Annotated in this window: 12 protein-coding genes; 2 read left to right on the forward strand and 10 right to left on the reverse strand. The window is 68.2% G+C overall.

Annotated elements, in window-relative coordinates; all coding sequences use genetic code 11:
- Window positions 1-15: 15 nt before the first annotated feature.
- From ACI3KX_RS07255 to ACI3KX_RS07265, 3 genes are all read right to left on the reverse strand, one after another.
- On the reverse strand, window positions 16-993 hold the full coding sequence (locus ACI3KX_RS07255; protein WP_363354025.1) for a carbohydrate ABC transporter permease: 978 nt from the start codon (window positions 991-993) through the stop codon (window positions 16-18).
- Window positions 993-2,336: a sugar ABC transporter permease gene (locus ACI3KX_RS07260; protein ID WP_349428433.1), complete on the reverse strand. Its 1,344-nt coding sequence runs from the start codon at window positions 2,334-2,336 to the stop codon at window positions 993-995. Before ACI3KX_RS07260 ends, ACI3KX_RS07255 begins: the two co-directional genes overlap by 1 nt.
- A gap of 94 nt (window positions 2,337-2,430) precedes the next feature.
- Window positions 2,431-3,774, reverse strand: a complete 1,344-nt coding sequence (locus ACI3KX_RS07265; protein WP_404909115.1) for an ABC transporter substrate-binding protein — start codon at window positions 3,772-3,774, stop codon at window positions 2,431-2,433.
- A gap of 245 nt (window positions 3,775-4,019) precedes the next feature.
- Between ACI3KX_RS07265 and ACI3KX_RS07270 the strand changes: the two genes are divergently transcribed.
- A complete protein-coding gene (locus ACI3KX_RS07270; protein ID WP_404909117.1) occupies window positions 4,020-5,066 on the forward strand; it encodes a LacI family DNA-binding transcriptional regulator in 1,047 nt (348 codons plus the stop codon).
- 18 nt (window positions 5,067-5,084) lie between these two features.
- Here the strand turns inward: ACI3KX_RS07270 and ACI3KX_RS07275 are convergent, their stop codons facing one another.
- From ACI3KX_RS07275 to rplJ, 7 genes are all read right to left on the reverse strand, one after another.
- The gene (locus ACI3KX_RS07275) at window positions 5,085-6,191 is read right to left on the reverse strand and encodes a Gfo/Idh/MocA family protein (protein ID WP_404909119.1); all 1,107 of its coding nucleotides are present in this window, start codon (window positions 6,189-6,191) and stop codon (window positions 5,085-5,087) included.
- Window positions 6,188-8,044 (reverse strand): DUF6807 family protein, encoded by a 1,857-nt coding sequence (locus ACI3KX_RS07280; protein ID WP_404909121.1) that lies wholly within the window; start codon window positions 8,042-8,044, stop codon window positions 6,188-6,190. Before ACI3KX_RS07280 ends, ACI3KX_RS07275 begins: the two co-directional genes overlap by 4 nt.
- Window positions 8,045-8,242: 198 nt before the next feature.
- Entirely contained in the window at window positions 8,243-9,580 is a 1,338-nt protein-coding gene (locus tag ACI3KX_RS07285) for an extracellular solute-binding protein (protein WP_363354037.1), read from the reverse strand.
- Window positions 9,581-9,674: 94 nt separating this feature from the next.
- Complete coding sequence (locus ACI3KX_RS07290) at window positions 9,675-10,598, reverse strand: carbohydrate ABC transporter permease (protein WP_404909124.1); 924 nt, start codon at window positions 10,596-10,598, stop codon at window positions 9,675-9,677.
- Window positions 10,585-11,511, reverse strand: a complete 927-nt coding sequence (locus tag ACI3KX_RS07295) for a carbohydrate ABC transporter permease (protein ID WP_404909126.1) — start codon at window positions 11,509-11,511, stop codon at window positions 10,585-10,587. The genes ACI3KX_RS07290 and ACI3KX_RS07295 overlap by 14 nt, the downstream gene beginning before the upstream one ends.
- Window positions 11,512-11,805: 294 nt before the next feature.
- A complete protein-coding gene (rplL, locus tag ACI3KX_RS07300; RefSeq protein ID WP_349428438.1) occupies window positions 11,806-12,189 on the reverse strand; it encodes a 50S ribosomal protein L7/L12 in 384 nt (127 codons plus the stop codon).
- Window positions 12,190-12,237: 48 nt separating this feature from the next.
- Window positions 12,238-12,726, reverse strand: a complete 489-nt coding sequence (gene rplJ, locus ACI3KX_RS07305; protein ID WP_349428439.1) for a 50S ribosomal protein L10 — start codon at window positions 12,724-12,726, stop codon at window positions 12,238-12,240.
- Window positions 12,727-13,136: 410 nt separating this feature from the next.
- Here rplJ and fdhA point away from each other — a divergent pair, with 410 nt between their 5' ends.
- Window positions 13,137-14,357 carry a formaldehyde dehydrogenase, glutathione-independent gene (fdhA, locus tag ACI3KX_RS07310; protein ID WP_349428440.1) on the forward strand — a complete coding sequence of 407 codons (1,221 nt, stop codon included), beginning with the start codon at window positions 13,137-13,139 and terminating at the stop codon, window positions 14,355-14,357.
- Window positions 14,358-14,375 lie beyond the last annotated feature (18 nt).

Below are 14,375 nucleotides of genomic sequence, written 5' to 3' on the forward strand. Positions count from 1 at the left end.
TCCGCCCTCTGAGGGTCAGCCCTTCGTCGCACCCGCCATCAGGCCGCGCACGAAGAACCTCTGCAGCGAGAGGAACACGATGAGCGGCACCGCCAGCACGAGGAACGCACCTGCCGAGATCAGGAACCACTGATCGCCCCACGACCCGGACAGGGAGTTCAGTGTCTGCGTCATCGGCAGCGACGACGACGGCGCGAAGATCGTCGCCACCAGCAGGTCGTTCCACACCCACACGAACTCGAGGATGGCGAACGACGCGAGCGCCGGGGTCGCCAGCGGCAGGATGATGCGGAAGAAGATCTGGCCGTGGCCCGCTCCGTCCACCCGCGCCGCTTCGATCACGTCGGAAGGGATCTCGGCGATGAAGTTGTACAGCAGGAAGATCGCCAGCGGCAGGGCGAAGATGACGTGCGCGATCCACATCGTCGCGAAGCTGTGATCGACCTCGCGCATCTCGAGGCCGGGGAAGACCGCGACGTCGCCGATCTCGAGTCCGCGCGAGAACAGGCTCAGCAGAGGCACCAGCGCCATCTGGATGGGCACGATCTGCAGCGCGAAGACCGCCACGAACAGCACGCCGCGTCCCCTGAAGTCCATCCACGCGAACGCGTAGGCGGCCAGCGACGCGATCGCGAGGGCGAAGATCGTCACGGGGATCGTGATCGCGAGCGAGTTCAGGAACGACTCGCCGAGCGTGAGTGCCGTGCCGCCGGAGGTGAGGGCGGCCTCGTAGTTCCCGAGCGTGAAGTCGGGGTTGGTGAACACCGTCCACCACCCGGAGGACGCTGAGTCCGCCCCTGGACGGAACGACGTGATGAGCAGACCGAGCGTCGGGATCGTCCACAGGAAGGCGATCGCGACCGCGATCACCGTCGCCACGGGCGACGTCATGCGCTTCTGTGCCTGCGCCTCGTTGCGACGAGTCTCGCGCGCGACCTTGCGCGCCGCCGCCCTGTCGGGCTGCGGGGTCGTCTTGGAGTCGACGGCGGTCATCACCGCACCTCCCTCTGCCGGCGGAGCTGTCTGACGTTGTAGATGATCAGCGGTGTGACGAACACGAAGATCAGCACCGCGAGCGCTGCCGCATGCCCGTAGCTCTGGAAACGCTGCTGCTGATTCACCATCTCGAAGCCCAGCACCGTCGAGTTCGACCGGCCGCCGGTCATCACCGCCACGATGTCGTACAGCTTCAGCGCGGAGATCGTGATCGTCGTGAGGACGATCACGATCGCGGTGCGGATTCCCGGCACGGTGACGTTGGTGAACCGCTGCCACGCGTTGGTGCCGTCGAGCTGCGCGGCCTCCATCTGCTCGGCCGGCACCGCCTTGATGGCGGCCGACAGGACCACCATCGCGAAACCGGTCTGCGCCCACACGAAGGCGAACAGCAGACAGAACGTGTTCACGAGCGGCCAGACGTCCAGCCACCTGACCGGTTCGCCGCCGAATGCCACGACGAGGGCGTTGAGGATTCCGATCTGCTCCCCCTGCCGGTAGTCGTAGACGAACCGCCAGATGAGGCTGATGCTCACGGGTGCGATCGCGAACGGGATGAACACCAGGATCTTGAGGAACCTGTCACCGCGCGCACGCTCCATGAACGCGGCGTACGCGAGTCCGACGATCGTCGCGAAGATGGGCGCGAAGATCGCCCAGATCAGCGTGTTGATGATCGACCAGAACCCCTGCGGGTTCGTGAACGCCCAGACGTAGTTCTCCATGCCGACGAAGTTCTCGCCGGTCTTGTCGAAGAACGACTGGATGATCGTCGCGATCGACGGGTAGATGAGGCCGATCAGGATCAGGATCGCCGCCGGCGCCAGGAACAGCGTCAGCTGGTACAGATACCCCGCGCCTTCGCGGGCGCGATAGTCGGCGTAGAAGAGCAGGCCACCCGCGATGAGCGCGATGGGGATCACGTAGATGACCGCGTTCTGATACGGACGCAGCATCATGAACGCCAGCAGCGGGATCGCGAAGCACGAGACCAGTCGCAGCCAGAAGTAGCCCGTGCCCTTGCGGGGCGCGTACTCGATGAGCACCAGGAGGATCCCGACCACCACGGCGAAGATCAGCAGGACGATCGGAATCTGGACGATGGGGCCGAGATTGCCGATCCACTGGAAGAACGAGTTGAACGAGAACCCCAGCGACGTCGGCCGCGCGTCGGGGGCCGGCGGACTGAGGAAGAGGAAGACGACGAGCGCGGCGATGAGGATGAAGCCGATCGTCACGACGATGCGCGTCGTCGCGCGCGACGGCGGCTTGTTGCCGCCACGCTCGGGCGGCGGCGCCGCCTGCGCCTGGTCGTCCGTCGTTGATGTGGTCTGAGACATGTTCTGCCTTCCCCCGTCGGCGCCGACGGATGACGTCACCCCGGTGCCGGGTCCGCGCGGCGAGCGTGCGGACCCGGCACCGAGGTGCGGTGCGTCAGTTCTCGTAGCCTGCCTGGATGTCTTCCAGGACCTGCGGCGTGGGCTTGCCGTCGACCCAGTCGACCATGCCGCGCCAGAACGATCCCGAGCCGACGGTCGCCGGCATCAGGTCGGAGGCGTCGAAGCGGAACACCGTCTCGGAGTCCTGCAGCACCGTCATGGCGTCGGTGAGGAACTTGCTCGACGCCAGCGACGGGTCTGCCCCGGTGTTGGCCGAGATCGCGCCGCCGAGTTCGACCCGGGTGTCGGCCCACTCGGGCGTCGACATGTATTCCGCGACCGCCTGGGTGGCCGCGTCATCGGTGAAGGTCGTCACGAGCTCGCCACCGCCCGACACCGAGAACGGCTCGCCCTCGAATCCGGGCATGAGGAACGCATACACGTCTCCGTCTTCGGCGACGTCGGGCGTTGCGCCCTCCGCCGTCTGCACCGCGAGGAAGTTCGCGGTGAGGAACGACGCCTGGTGGGTCAGTGCGCAGGTGCCGTTGGCGACCGCCGCGGCGATCGGGTCGCCGAACGCCGTGGAGTTGATGCTCTGCACGTCGCCGAAGCCGGCGTTGACGTAGGTCGGGTCGAGCAGGACCTTCGCGACCTCGTCGAACGCCGCCTCGATGTCGGGGTCGGTGAAGGGCGTCTCTCCGGAGGCCCAGCTGTCGTAGACGTCGGCGCCTGCCTGGCGCAGCACGAGATCCTCGACCCAGTCCGTGCCGGGCCAACCAGACGCGGCTTCGGACGAGAAGCCGGCACACCACGGCGGTTCACCGGTCTTCTCCTGGATCGTGGCCGTCAGCTCCAGCAGCTCCTGCCAGGTCTCGGGGATCTCGACCCCCCACTCTTCGAAGCTCTTGGGCGAGTAGTAGATGTAACCCTTCAGGTTCGCCAGCATGGGCGCAGCGTAGAAGGTACCGTCGACGGAGCCGATGTCCTTCCAGGCGGCAGCCCAGTACTCGTCGACGTTCGCCGCGACCTCGTCGCTGCCCTCCACGACCTCGCCGGTCTCGACCAGGGAACGGAACAGACCGGGCTGCGGCACGATCGCGATGTCGGGTGCCGAGCCGCCGGTGACCTTCGTCACGATGTTGCCCTCGAACCCCTTGTCGCCGGTGTAGACGACCTCGATGCCGGTATCGGCGGTGAACTGGTCGAACGACTTCTGAAGCGCCTCCGCCTCGGTGCCGGTGATGCCACCGGAGATCTCGACCGTCTCGCCCTCGAGCGAGCCGTCGCCGTCTCCGCCCTCGTCTGCGCCCTCAGCGCATCCCGCGAGAGTCAGAGCCGCGACCGCGGCGATCCCCAGCGCGATGTAGCCGTGTCGACGACGTGATCGCAGTGCAGTCATGTTCGTCTGCCTCCTCTTCGAGTCCGCGGGGCCGCAACGCATCGCGCACCCCGCTCGTATGGATCGGGAACCGATTCCATGTTCACGGTAGGGGATGCCGCATGACGGCACAATGACCGTGGGTCACAACTCGGTAAACACCGAAACCCAGGGTGGCGTCCACGAGATGATCACGGCACAATGAGGCCCGGAACCGGTTCCACAATTCGGGCGACGGCGGCGTCCCCGGAGGCGAGGAGGACCCGATGGCGGGCATCGCCGACGTGGCTCGCGCGGCAGGCGTCTCGAAGTCGACCGCTTCCCGTGCCCTGACGGGCGCCGGCTACGTCTCGGCCGCGACGCGGGCGCGGGTGAGGGATGCGGCAGCAGCGCTCGGCTACGTCCCCACCACGAGTGCGGTGAGCCTCGTGACCGGTCGCACCCAGACCGTCGGCGTCGTCATGCCGTCGCTCGACCGGTGGTTCTTCGCCCAGGTGCTCGAGGGGATCCAGGACGCGCTGCGGGAGCGCCGCTACGATCTGGCGCTGTACGGCGCGCCCCCCGAGTCGGCCGCGCGTCGCGAGATGTTCGAGCACTTCCTCGCCCGAAAGCGGTTCGACGGGATCATCGCGGTGGGCATCGAGCCGAGCGCCCGCGAGCTCGAGCGGCTGGTCGCCTTCGGCAAGCCGGTGGTCGCGGTCGGCGGTTACGACGTCGGCACGAACGCCGTGTCGATCGACGACGAGGCGGCCGCGCGCATCGCCACCGAGCACCTCATCGGCCTGGGCCACCGCGAGATCGTCTTCCTCGGCGGCGACCCCGACGGGCGCCGGACCAGCTTCGCTGACGGCCGCCGGCTCCACGGCTACCGCCGCGCCATGCGCGATGCGGGCCTCGAGGCGTCCTCCCGTCACGTCCACTCCGAGGTCGCGCTCCCGGGCGGGTACAGCGCCGCAGTAGAGCTGCTGGGCGACCGGCGCACCCGCCCGACGGCGATCGTCGGCGTGTGCGACGAAGTGGCGGTCGGCGCGATCATCGCGGCCCGCCGGCTCGGCATCCGGGTTCCCGAGCGGCTGAGCGTCGTCGGCATCGATGATCACGCGTACGCCGAGATGTTCTCGCTCACGACGCTGCAGCAGCGCCCCCACCAGCAGGGGCGGGCGGCGGTACAGCTGCTCATGTGGCAGCTCGACGACCCCGAGGCGCCGATGAACCGGCTCTACGAGTCGTCGCCCCTGGTCGTCCGCAACTCGACGGCGGCAGTCGACGACGACGCGTCCGCCATCATCGGGGTCGGGCCGCGCCGCACCTAGGGAGCGGGCGGCACCCGTTCACAGCAGCCCGAGCTCGCGGAAGGTGCGACCCTCCCAGGCGACGCGCTCGACGGCGTCCTCGACGCCGGACACGGTGCGGAACGTCTCGCCGCCGGATGCTTCGACACGCACGAGTCCGGGATCGATCGGCGTCGCCGGCGGCCCGGTCACGATCGCCTCGAGCACGCGGGTGAACGCGCCGGTGCGGTGCAGCGGAGCGAGCAGGTCACGGCCGTCGCGGATGTGCCCGGCGAGATCGTCGAGCAGCGAGATGCGCTCGAAGGCGTACGCGCGCGGCAGCGCCGCCCCGTCGCGATGCACGTGGAGCGTGTCGAGCGTGTACAGGTACACGAGGAAGCCACGGGTGCCCCGCACCAGCACGTACGGCTCGCGGCGTCGTGCGGCGGTCACCGCGAGACCCGCGGCGACGCGGGCGCCGCCGCGCAGCTCGACGACGAGGGACGACGTGTCGTCGGTCTCGATGTCGTTCGCGCGGCGGAGGTCCGCGTCGATCGACACGACGTCGTCCGGTGCGGCCGCCCCGGCGATCGCGAACGCCGTGGCCACGGCGTGGGCCAGCGGGTTCGTCACGACGCCGTCGCCGACGAGCCGTCCGTCGATGACGCGATGGCCGGCCCATGGCGCCCGTCGCCAGTACTGCTCCGACCGCGACCACTGCCCCACCGCGCCGACGTGCACGAGCTCCCCGATGACCCCGGATGCCAGGGTGTCGGCGGTCGCGGCGACGCCCGTGCTGCCGAGCGACTGGAAGCCGACCTGCACCGCGCGGGAGGCGGCATCCGACGCGCTCAGGAGCGCGTGGTGGTCGGCGACCGAGGGCACGGGCGGCTTCTCGAGCAGCACATGGGCGCCGCGCGAGAGAGCGAGGCGCGCGAGCTCGGTATGCGTCGGGATCGGCGTGCTGAGCACCGCCACATCGAGTTCGACCTCGTCGATCATCGATGCGGCATCGGCGAACACCCGGGTCGAAGAAGGCACGTCGCCGCCGCCCCGGGGGTCGGCGACGGCGACGAGTTCGAAGTCCGCGCCGGCGAGCACGGCGTCGACGTGACTGCGGCCGTGCCCGTGGACACCGGCGACACCCACGCGGAGCAGCCCGGTCACAGCCCCGCCTGAGCGCGCAGCGCGGGCAGGGCCGCCTCGACGGCAGCGGCGTCGGCCAGCTCCTCGTCGAGGACGTAGGCGGTCAGCTCGAGATTGAGCTCTCCCCCTTCGGGGATCGTCCGCGGCTCGTCCCACGCCACCGACGGGCCGGCCCCGAGATACTCGGCGAACCGGACGAACCACGGCAGACGCTCGTCGCCCTGCGTGAGCACGACCGTCGTGTCGCGGTCGGGGAACGTGAACGCGAGCCACGGCGTCGCCGCGCCGTGCACGTCGCGCTCGGTGTCGCCCGCGGGGCTGAACACCCGGGCGATCTCAGGCGCGAACCGCCAGAAGATGCCGCCGTACCCGGCGCCGTCCCGACCGTTCGTCGCGGGCGAGCCGAACGTGATGGCGTCGAGCGTCGCCTTGAGGTGGCTGCGCCAGCGCAGCGCCCAGCCCTTCTCGAGCTCGGCGGACCGCAGCTCGCGCACCTCGACGAGTTGCGTCGTGCCGTGCTCGTCGACCCAGCTGAGCCGCTCGTCGAGCGAGTGCCCGTCGATGCGCAGCCGGTCGCGGCGCTGCCGGCCGTGGTTGGGGACCATGATCGAGCCCTCGCCGCGCACATAGGTGCGGCCGCCCCAGTACGACGTGCCGTTGACGTCGGCGATCGCGAGGCTGACTCCGAGGTGGTGCGGGTGGTCGGTCGGCTCGGTGACGGTGAGCGGGGTTCCGGTCCGCGAGATCACCGCGTCCAGGTACGGCCGGGGCGACAGCACCGAGTCGACGGTCGCGCCCTCCTCGTACTGGGCGACCACGGTCGATCCCAGCCGCAGCACGGGGCGGGCGGGACCCACCCAGCCGCTCGCGTGGGATGCCGGACCGGAGCTCTGCCGCGCCACCAGGACGGGCCGATAGAACAGGGGGTGGTCGGCGTTCTCGCCGTCCAGTGCTTGACGCATGCGATTCCAAGCCTGCCGCCCGATCTCGATCCGCGGAACCGACATGGTCGTCAGCGGAGGGGCGGCGAAACGAGACTGCGGGATGTCGTCGATTCCGACGATGGAGAGCTGCTCGGGCACCTCGACGCCCACCTCGCGCAGACGGGACATCAGCCCGAGCGCGACGAGGTCGTTGAAGGCGATGGCCGCGGTCGCGCCCGTCTCGAGCACGGCGTCGGCGGCGTCGTAGCCCGCCTCCATGCTCGAGCCCGCCTGGATGGTGAGGAACTCGAGGTCGGGGTACTCGCGGGCGAGCTCACCGAGGCCCTGCGCGCGCTGCTCGTTCGCATAGCTGAGCGCAGGTCCGGCGACGTAGGCGATGCGCCGGTGGCCGAAGCCACGCAGATGGGTGCCGAGCTCCTTGACCGCGGTGACGTAGTCCACCGAGAGCTGTGCTGCGACGGTGTCGTCCACCCGGCGGTTCACCACCACGACCGGCTTCGTGCGCTGGATGAGCTCGCGCAGCTCGGCATCCGGCATCCGTGGAGACACCAGCACCAGCGCGTCGCACTTGCTGCGCGCCTCGCTCGCGATGTCGGCTTCGACGCCGACCGACTCCGCGCTGTCGGCGACCAGCACTCGGTAGCCGTCGCGGGCCGCGGCGACCGTCAGGCCCTTGAGCACGCCCTGGAACATGGGGTTCTCGAGGTCGGGCACCAGCAGCGCGATGGTATGGCTGCTTCCCCGCACGAGACTGCGCGCCGCCTCGCTGGGCGAGTAGTTCAGCGCGGCGACCGCACGGTTGACCTTCGCGACGATCGCGGGGTCGACGGTGGCGACGCCGTTGAGGACGCGCGACACCGACGCCTGCGACACTCCGGCGTGCTGTGCGACCTGCGCCATCGTGATCGGGCGCGATGTGACCTCGGTCAACGGATCCCCTCCTCTCTCAATCTTGGGCGTCGTCGAGCCCGGTGCGGCGCATTCGCGCGTGCGACTTCTGCCCGGCGACGGTCATCGGGCGATTCTCGGCATGCCCGCCCGGGACCGGACCCCTCATCACTTCGGTCCGGCCCCGTGCGGTCTGGGGACGACGGGCCGCGCCTCGGGAGGACGCGGCCCGGTCGTCGGTCAGATGGCGGCGTCGTCGAGCGCCTGCTGCAGCTCCGCGATGAAGCTCTCGGCAGCGTCCTCGGGCGTCTGCTCGCCGAACAGCACGCGCTGGGTGTGCTGGTCGACGATCGTCTCGATCGCGCCGCCGCCCGGCGGGGTCGCCGGCGGGGCGTCGCCCACGCGCGGTGCGATCTCGTCGAGGAAGTCGACGACCTCCTGGTTGACCTCGTCGAGCTTGGGGGTGATGTACTCGCGGATCTTCTCGTTCGCGGGCACTCCACGCTCGGCGAGCAGAAGGTCTGCCGCCTCCTCGCTGTTCGAGAGGAAGTCGAGGAAAAGCGCCACCTCTGCCGGGTGCTCGGTCTTCGCCGACGCCGACCAGAACATGGACGGCTTGTAGTACGCCGCCGCGCTCTCGCCCTCGTCGGGCGTCGGCACCATCAGCGGCACGAGGTTCTGACCGCTCGCCTCACGCAGTGCGGCGACCTGGTTCGACCACCACGGGCCGAAAGCCGACTGGTTCGTCGCGGTGAACGACTCGGCGAGGCCGGCGGACTCCCGCTCGATGGTCGCAGAGGGGTCGGGCGTGCCGCCCGCCTCGGTGACGTCGAGCAGATTCTGCCACCACGCGGCGAGCGTCTCGGCGCTGGCCGTCACCTCGGGCGATCCGTCCTCGGCGAACAGGGACTCGCCGTGCTGGCGCAGCCAGTTGTTGAGGCCGCCGTCCTCGAATCCCCAGGACTGCGAGCCGACGACGGCGCCGCCACTGGCCGCGGTGACCTCCTCGGCGATCTCGTTCAGGTCGTCCCACGACCAGGTCTCGTCGTCGGGCAGCTCGATGCCGAGGCTGTCGAGCACGTCGACGTTCGCCATGTAGGCATAGGAGTTGATGCCTACCGGGATGCCGTACTGCGTGCCGTCCAGGGCGCCGGTGCCGAGCACCGCCTCGGGGAAGTCGCCGGTCGGCAGCTGATCGCCGAGGGTGCCGAGGTCGAGCAGCACGCCGTTGGCGGCGTAGGTCGACAGCTGCTTCTCGTCCATCTGGATGATGTCGGGGGCGTCGCCGGCGGCGACGGTCGTCGCCAGCTTGTCCCAGTAGCCGGCCCAGTCGGTGTACTGCGGCTCGATGGTGATGTTCTCGTTCTCGGCCTCGAAGGCCGCGATGAGCTCCTCGGTGATGCCGTGGCGGACGTCGTTGCCCCACCAGGTGAAGCTGAGGGTCACGGGCTCGTCTGACAGGGTCGGGCCGGTCGCGGGGGTCTCCGTCGGTCCCGCGCACGCCGTCAGCGTCAGCATCGTCGCTGCGCCGACGGAGGTCAGCAGCAACCAGCGCGGTGCGGTTGTGGTGCGTCGCATGTCTTGCATCCTTTCGACCGAAGTCGGTGAGTGGTGTTGGTGCGTGTGATGAGGGTGGGCCTGGCGGCCCGCGAAGGTGTGTGTGACGCGGACGTCACTTGATCCCGGTCGTCGCGATCCCCTTGATGAGGAACTTCTGGCCGAACAGGAAGATCAGGAAGATCGGGATGAGCGAGACGACGCTCATCGCGAACATCTGGGCGTAGTTGGTGGTGCTCTGCGCGTCCTCGAACGACCGCAGCGCCAGCGGCACGGTGTACAGCTCGGGCTTGGTGAGGAAGATCAGCTGCGAGAAGAAGTCGTTCCACGTCCAGATGAAGGTGAAGATCGCCGTCGTCGCCAGGGCCGGGACCATGAGCGGCAGGATGATCTGCAGGAAGATGCGCGGATGCCCCGCCCCGTCGATGCGCGCGGCCTCATCGAGCTCCTTCGGGATGCCGCGGATGAACTGCACCATCAGGAAGATGAAGAACGCGTCGGTCGCGAGCAGCTTCGGCACGATCAGCGGCAGGAACGTGTTCACCCAGCCCAGCTGGGAGAACAGCACGTACTGCGGCACGATGATGACGTGGATGGGGAGCATGATGCTCAGGAGCATCACGGCGAACCAGAACCGCTTGGCGGTGAAGTCCAGTCGGGCGAACGCGTACGCGGCCATGGAGCACGACACCAGGTTGCCGATGATGCACCCGATCACGATCAGCGCCGAGTTCCACATGTAGACGTTGAACGGGTACGCCAGGGCGTTCCAGCCGTCGGTGTAGTTCGAGACCTCGAAGCTGTCGGGGATGATGCTCGGGTCGCGGAAGATCTCGTCGTTCGGCCGCAGCGAGCTCACGACCATCCAGATCACCGGATAGAGCATCGCCAGCGCGAGCGCGATGAGCAGCGTGTGGCGCACGACGCTCGTGAGCGGCTTGCGGAAGGGGCTCCGCCGCCGGACGCGCGGGGCACGGCCGGTGACGATCGTCTCGGTCGCGGGCGGGGCCGTCATGGCGGCGTCGTCAATCTTGGTCATCGTAGAAAACCCAGAATCTCGAGGTCCAGAACATCAGGACGGTCAGAATGCCGATGATGACCAGCAGCAGCCACGCCATGGCCGACGCGTAGCCCATGTTGTAGTTCGTGAAGCCCTGCTGGTACAGGTACAGCGTGTAGAAGAGCGTCGAGTCGACCGGTCCGCCGGTTCCGCCCGAGACGATGTACGCCTGGGTGAACGACTGGAACGTGCCGATGAGCTGGAGCACGGCGTTGAAGAAGATGATCGGGGTGAGCAGCGGGATCGTGATCCGGAAGAGCTGCTGACGCCGGCTCGCGCCGTCGACGTCGGCCGCCTCGTAGTACATCGTGGGGATCTGGCGGAGACCGGCCAGGAAGATCACCATCGGCGAGCCGAACGTCCAGACGTTCAGGATCATCAGCGTGCCGAGCGCGGTGTCGGGATTGGAGATCCACCCCTGCCCCTGGATGCCGAAGACCGCGAGCACCTGATTGACGAGGCCGTCGACGCCGAAGATCTGGCGCCACAGGATCGCGATCGCGACGCTGGCACCGAGCAGCGAGGGCAGGTAGAACGCCGACCGGTAGAAGGCCAGTCCGCGCAGCCCGCGGTCCAGGATGATCGCGAGGAACAGCGCGACCGCGAGCTGCAAGGGCAGCGAGATGAACACGTAGCTGAACGTGACCTGCAGAGAGGCGGCGAGCCGCTCGTCGGTCAGCATCCGCGCGAAGTTCTCGAAGCCGATCCACTTCGGCGGGCTCAGCAGGTTGTAGCGGGTGAACGACAGGCCGAACGACGCCACCATCGGCCCGATGGTGATGAGCACCAGCCCGACGAACCACGGGGCCAGGAAGAGGTACGCGGCCTTGTTCTGCTTCTTGCCGCCGGACTTGGCGGTCTTGAGCTTGCCGAGCTCGCTGATGGCGCTCATGCGGCGGCTCCGCGGGCACGGCCGGGTAGCCGTGTTCTGGGGCGGTGCGTCGTCGTCACCGTATCCTCCGGTCTCGTCTTCGAGTGGTGAGAATGCGCTTTCTGGAATGCGCTTTCTCATTCTTGTCAGAACGGATGCCGGAATGCAAGTCCCTGAGAAAATCAGGGGTGATTCGAGATCAAACCGTGAGAAAGGGATTTCGCGGAACGAGGTGGTTGGTCGGTCGACTCCCCTGCCCGGACATGACGAAAGCCCCGGATGCACAGCATCCGGGGCTTTCGCGAAGGAACGAGATTACTTGAGGGTAACCGTCGCGCCGGCCTCTTCGAGAGCGGCCTTGGCCTTCTCGGCGGCCTCCTTGTTGGCGCCCTCGAGGACGGCCTTGGGAGCACCGTCGACGACAGCCTTGGCCTCGCCGAGGCCGAGCGAGGTGAGCTCGCGGACCGTCTTGATGACCTGGATCTTCTTGTCGCCGGCAGCCTCGAGGATGACGTCGAACGAGTCCTTCTCCTCCTCGACGGCAACGTCGGCGCCCGCGCCACCGGCGCCGGCAACGGCGACGGGAGCAGCAGCGGTGACGTCGAACTTCTCCTCGAACGCCTTCACGAACTCGCTGAGCTCGACGAGGGTCAGGTCGGCGAACTGCTGGAGCAGTTCCTCAGTGGTGAGCTTCGCCATGATGTATCTCCTAGATAGATGGGGTTGTGGGAAGAGATCGCCGGTCGCTCACGCGGCCTCGGCGGTCTCCAGCTTTTCGCGAAGCGCGTCGATGGTCGCGGCAGCCTTGCCCATCGTCGCCTTCATCATGCCCGCAGCCTTCGCAAGCAGAACCTCACGGCTCTCGAGCGAGGCGTACTTGTTGACCTCGTCGGCGCTGAGGGAGTTGCCCTCGAAAACGCCGCCCTTGATCACGAGAAGCGGGTTGGCCTTGGCGAAGTCACGCAGAGCCTTCGCGGTGGCGACGAAGTCGCCGTGCACGAACGCGATGGCCGACGGACCCTTGAGGTCCTCGTCCAGCGCCGTGATCCCCGCGTTGTTCGCGGCGATCTTGGTCAGCGTGTTCTTCACCACGGCGTATTCCGCGTCCTGACGGATGCTGTTGCGCAGCTGCTTGAGCTGGGCAACCGTCAGACCGCGGTACTCGGTCAGCAGAACGGCGTTCGAGTCCTCGAAGTTCTTCGTGAGCTCGGCAACCGATGCGTCCTTCTGCGCCATGGTCACTCCTTGTGTGTGTGAGACGCTCCGCGGTGGCGGGGCGCCGGCCGGAGGCATCCGCTCATCTTCTCGTCACGGCAACAAAAAAAGCTCCGGCGCAAGCGCACGGAGCGGGATTCCTGAATCCAGGAGAATCGTTCGTGACACCTGCGCGGGCCCCTGCGATGCAGTGCTTCGATCTTCGTGACGCTTGCGCGCACGTCGATGACCGGCGGTCTTCGGCTCCCACAAGGGTACGCGACGCCCGCGCTCCCGCCAAATCGGCGCCCGCCATCCGTCACGGCGCCGCTCGCGCCCCACGCTGCCGGCGTGCGGCCCCGTTGCGCATGGCGTCGCCGAGGTACAGGCTCGCATCAGAGCCAGCACGACCGAGTCGCGCGGTCATGCGCCGCGCGACGGAGAGGACGAAGATGTCTGCCAACAGGGCCGTCGCCTACAAAGGCCCCGGCGAGGTCGAGGTCGTCGACACGGATTACCCGGAGTTCGAGCTGAAGGACGGTCCGGGCGTCAACCCGGCGAACGTCGGCAGGAAGGTGCCGCACGGCGCGATCCTCAAGACCGTGAGCACGAACATCTGCGGCTCGGACCAGCACATGGTGCGCGGCCGCACGACGGCACCTGCAGGTCTTGTGCTCGGCCATGAGATCACCGGTGAGGTCGTCGAAGTCGGCCCCGACGTCGAGTTCGTCAAGGTCGGTGACATCGTCTCGGTGCCCTTCAACATCGCATGCGGCCGCTGCCGCAACTGCAAGGAGGGCAAGACCGGCATCTGCCTCAACGTCAACCCCGACCGGCCGGGGAGCGCCTACGGCTACGTCGACATGGGCGGTTGGGTGGGCGGCCAGGCGGAGTACGTGCTGGTGCCGTACGCCGACTGGAACCTGCTGGTCTTCCCCGACCGCGACCAGGCTCTCGAGAAGATCCTCGACCTCACGATGCTCTCCGACATCTTCCCCACCGGGTTCCACGGCGCGTACACCGCCGGCGTCGGCCCGGGATCGACCGTCTACATCGCGGGCGCCGGACCCGTCGGCCTCGCCGCTGCGGTGGGGGCGCAGCTGCTCGGTGCGGCGGTGGTCATCGTGGGCGATCTGAACGCGGACCGCCTGGCGCGGGCGCGGTCGTTCGGCTGCGAGACCGTCGACGTGTCGGCAGGCGACCCCAAGGATCAGATCGAGCAGATCCTCGGCGTACCCGAGGTCGACTCCGCCGTGGACGCGGTCGGCTTCGAAGCGCGCGGACACGGAGCGGATGCCTCGCACGAGGCTCCCGCGACCGTGCTGAACTCGCTGATGGACATCACCGCAGCCGGCGGCGCGCTCGGCATCCCGGGCCTGTACGTCACCGGCGACCCTGGCGGGATCGACGAGGCCGCGAAAGTCGGGTCGCTGTCACTGCGGCTCGGACTGGGCTGGGCGAAATCGCTGTCGTTCACGACCGGCCAGTGCCCTGTCATGCGCTACAACCGCCGGCTCATGATGGCGATCCTCCACGACAAGGTCGCGATCGCCGATGCCGTCGGCGCCACCGCCATCGGACTCGAGGACGCCCCGCAGGGGTATGCCGACTTCGATCAAGGAGCGGCGAAGAAGTACGTGCTGAATCCCAACGGGTACATCCAGTCCACCTGACAAGGAGCGGATTCCTCG

Source organism: Microbacterium sp. ZW CA_36 (assembly GCF_044987475.1).
Taxonomy (GTDB): domain Bacteria; phylum Actinomycetota; class Actinomycetes; order Actinomycetales; family Microbacteriaceae; genus Microbacterium.

Excerpts from the sequence above, each read along its gene's own strand:
- ACI3KX_RS07255 (WP_363354025.1), bottom strand. The coding sequence starts at position 993 with ATGACCGCCGTCGACTCCAAGACGACCCCGCAGCCCGACAGGGCGGCG.
- ACI3KX_RS07295 (WP_404909126.1), bottom strand. The coding sequence starts at position 11,511 with ATGAGCGCCATCAGCGAGCTCGGCAAGCTCAAGACCGCCAAGTCCGGC.
- ACI3KX_RS07285 (WP_363354037.1), bottom strand. The coding sequence starts at position 9,580 with ATGCGACGCACCACAACCGCACCGCGCTGGTTGCTGCTGACCTCCGTC.
- rplJ (WP_349428439.1), bottom strand. The coding sequence starts at position 12,726 with ATGGCGCAGAAGGACGCATCGGTTGCCGAGCTCACGAAGAACTTCGAG.
- ACI3KX_RS07290 (WP_404909124.1), bottom strand. The coding sequence starts at position 10,598 with ATGACCAAGATTGACGACGCCGCCATGACGGCCCCGCCCGCGACCGAG.
- rplL (WP_349428438.1), bottom strand. The coding sequence starts at position 12,189 with ATGGCGAAGCTCACCACTGAGGAACTGCTCCAGCAGTTCGCCGACCTG.
- ACI3KX_RS07260 (WP_349428433.1), bottom strand. The coding sequence starts at position 2,336 with ATGTCTCAGACCACATCAACGACGGACGACCAGGCGCAGGCGGCGCCG.
- ACI3KX_RS07265 (WP_404909115.1), bottom strand. The coding sequence starts at position 3,774 with ATGACTGCACTGCGATCACGTCGTCGACACGGCTACATCGCGCTGGGG.
- ACI3KX_RS07270 (WP_404909117.1), top strand. The coding sequence starts at position 4,020 with ATGGCGGGCATCGCCGACGTGGCTCGCGCGGCAGGCGTCTCGAAGTCG.
- fdhA (WP_349428440.1), top strand. The coding sequence starts at position 13,137 with ATGTCTGCCAACAGGGCCGTCGCCTACAAAGGCCCCGGCGAGGTCGAG.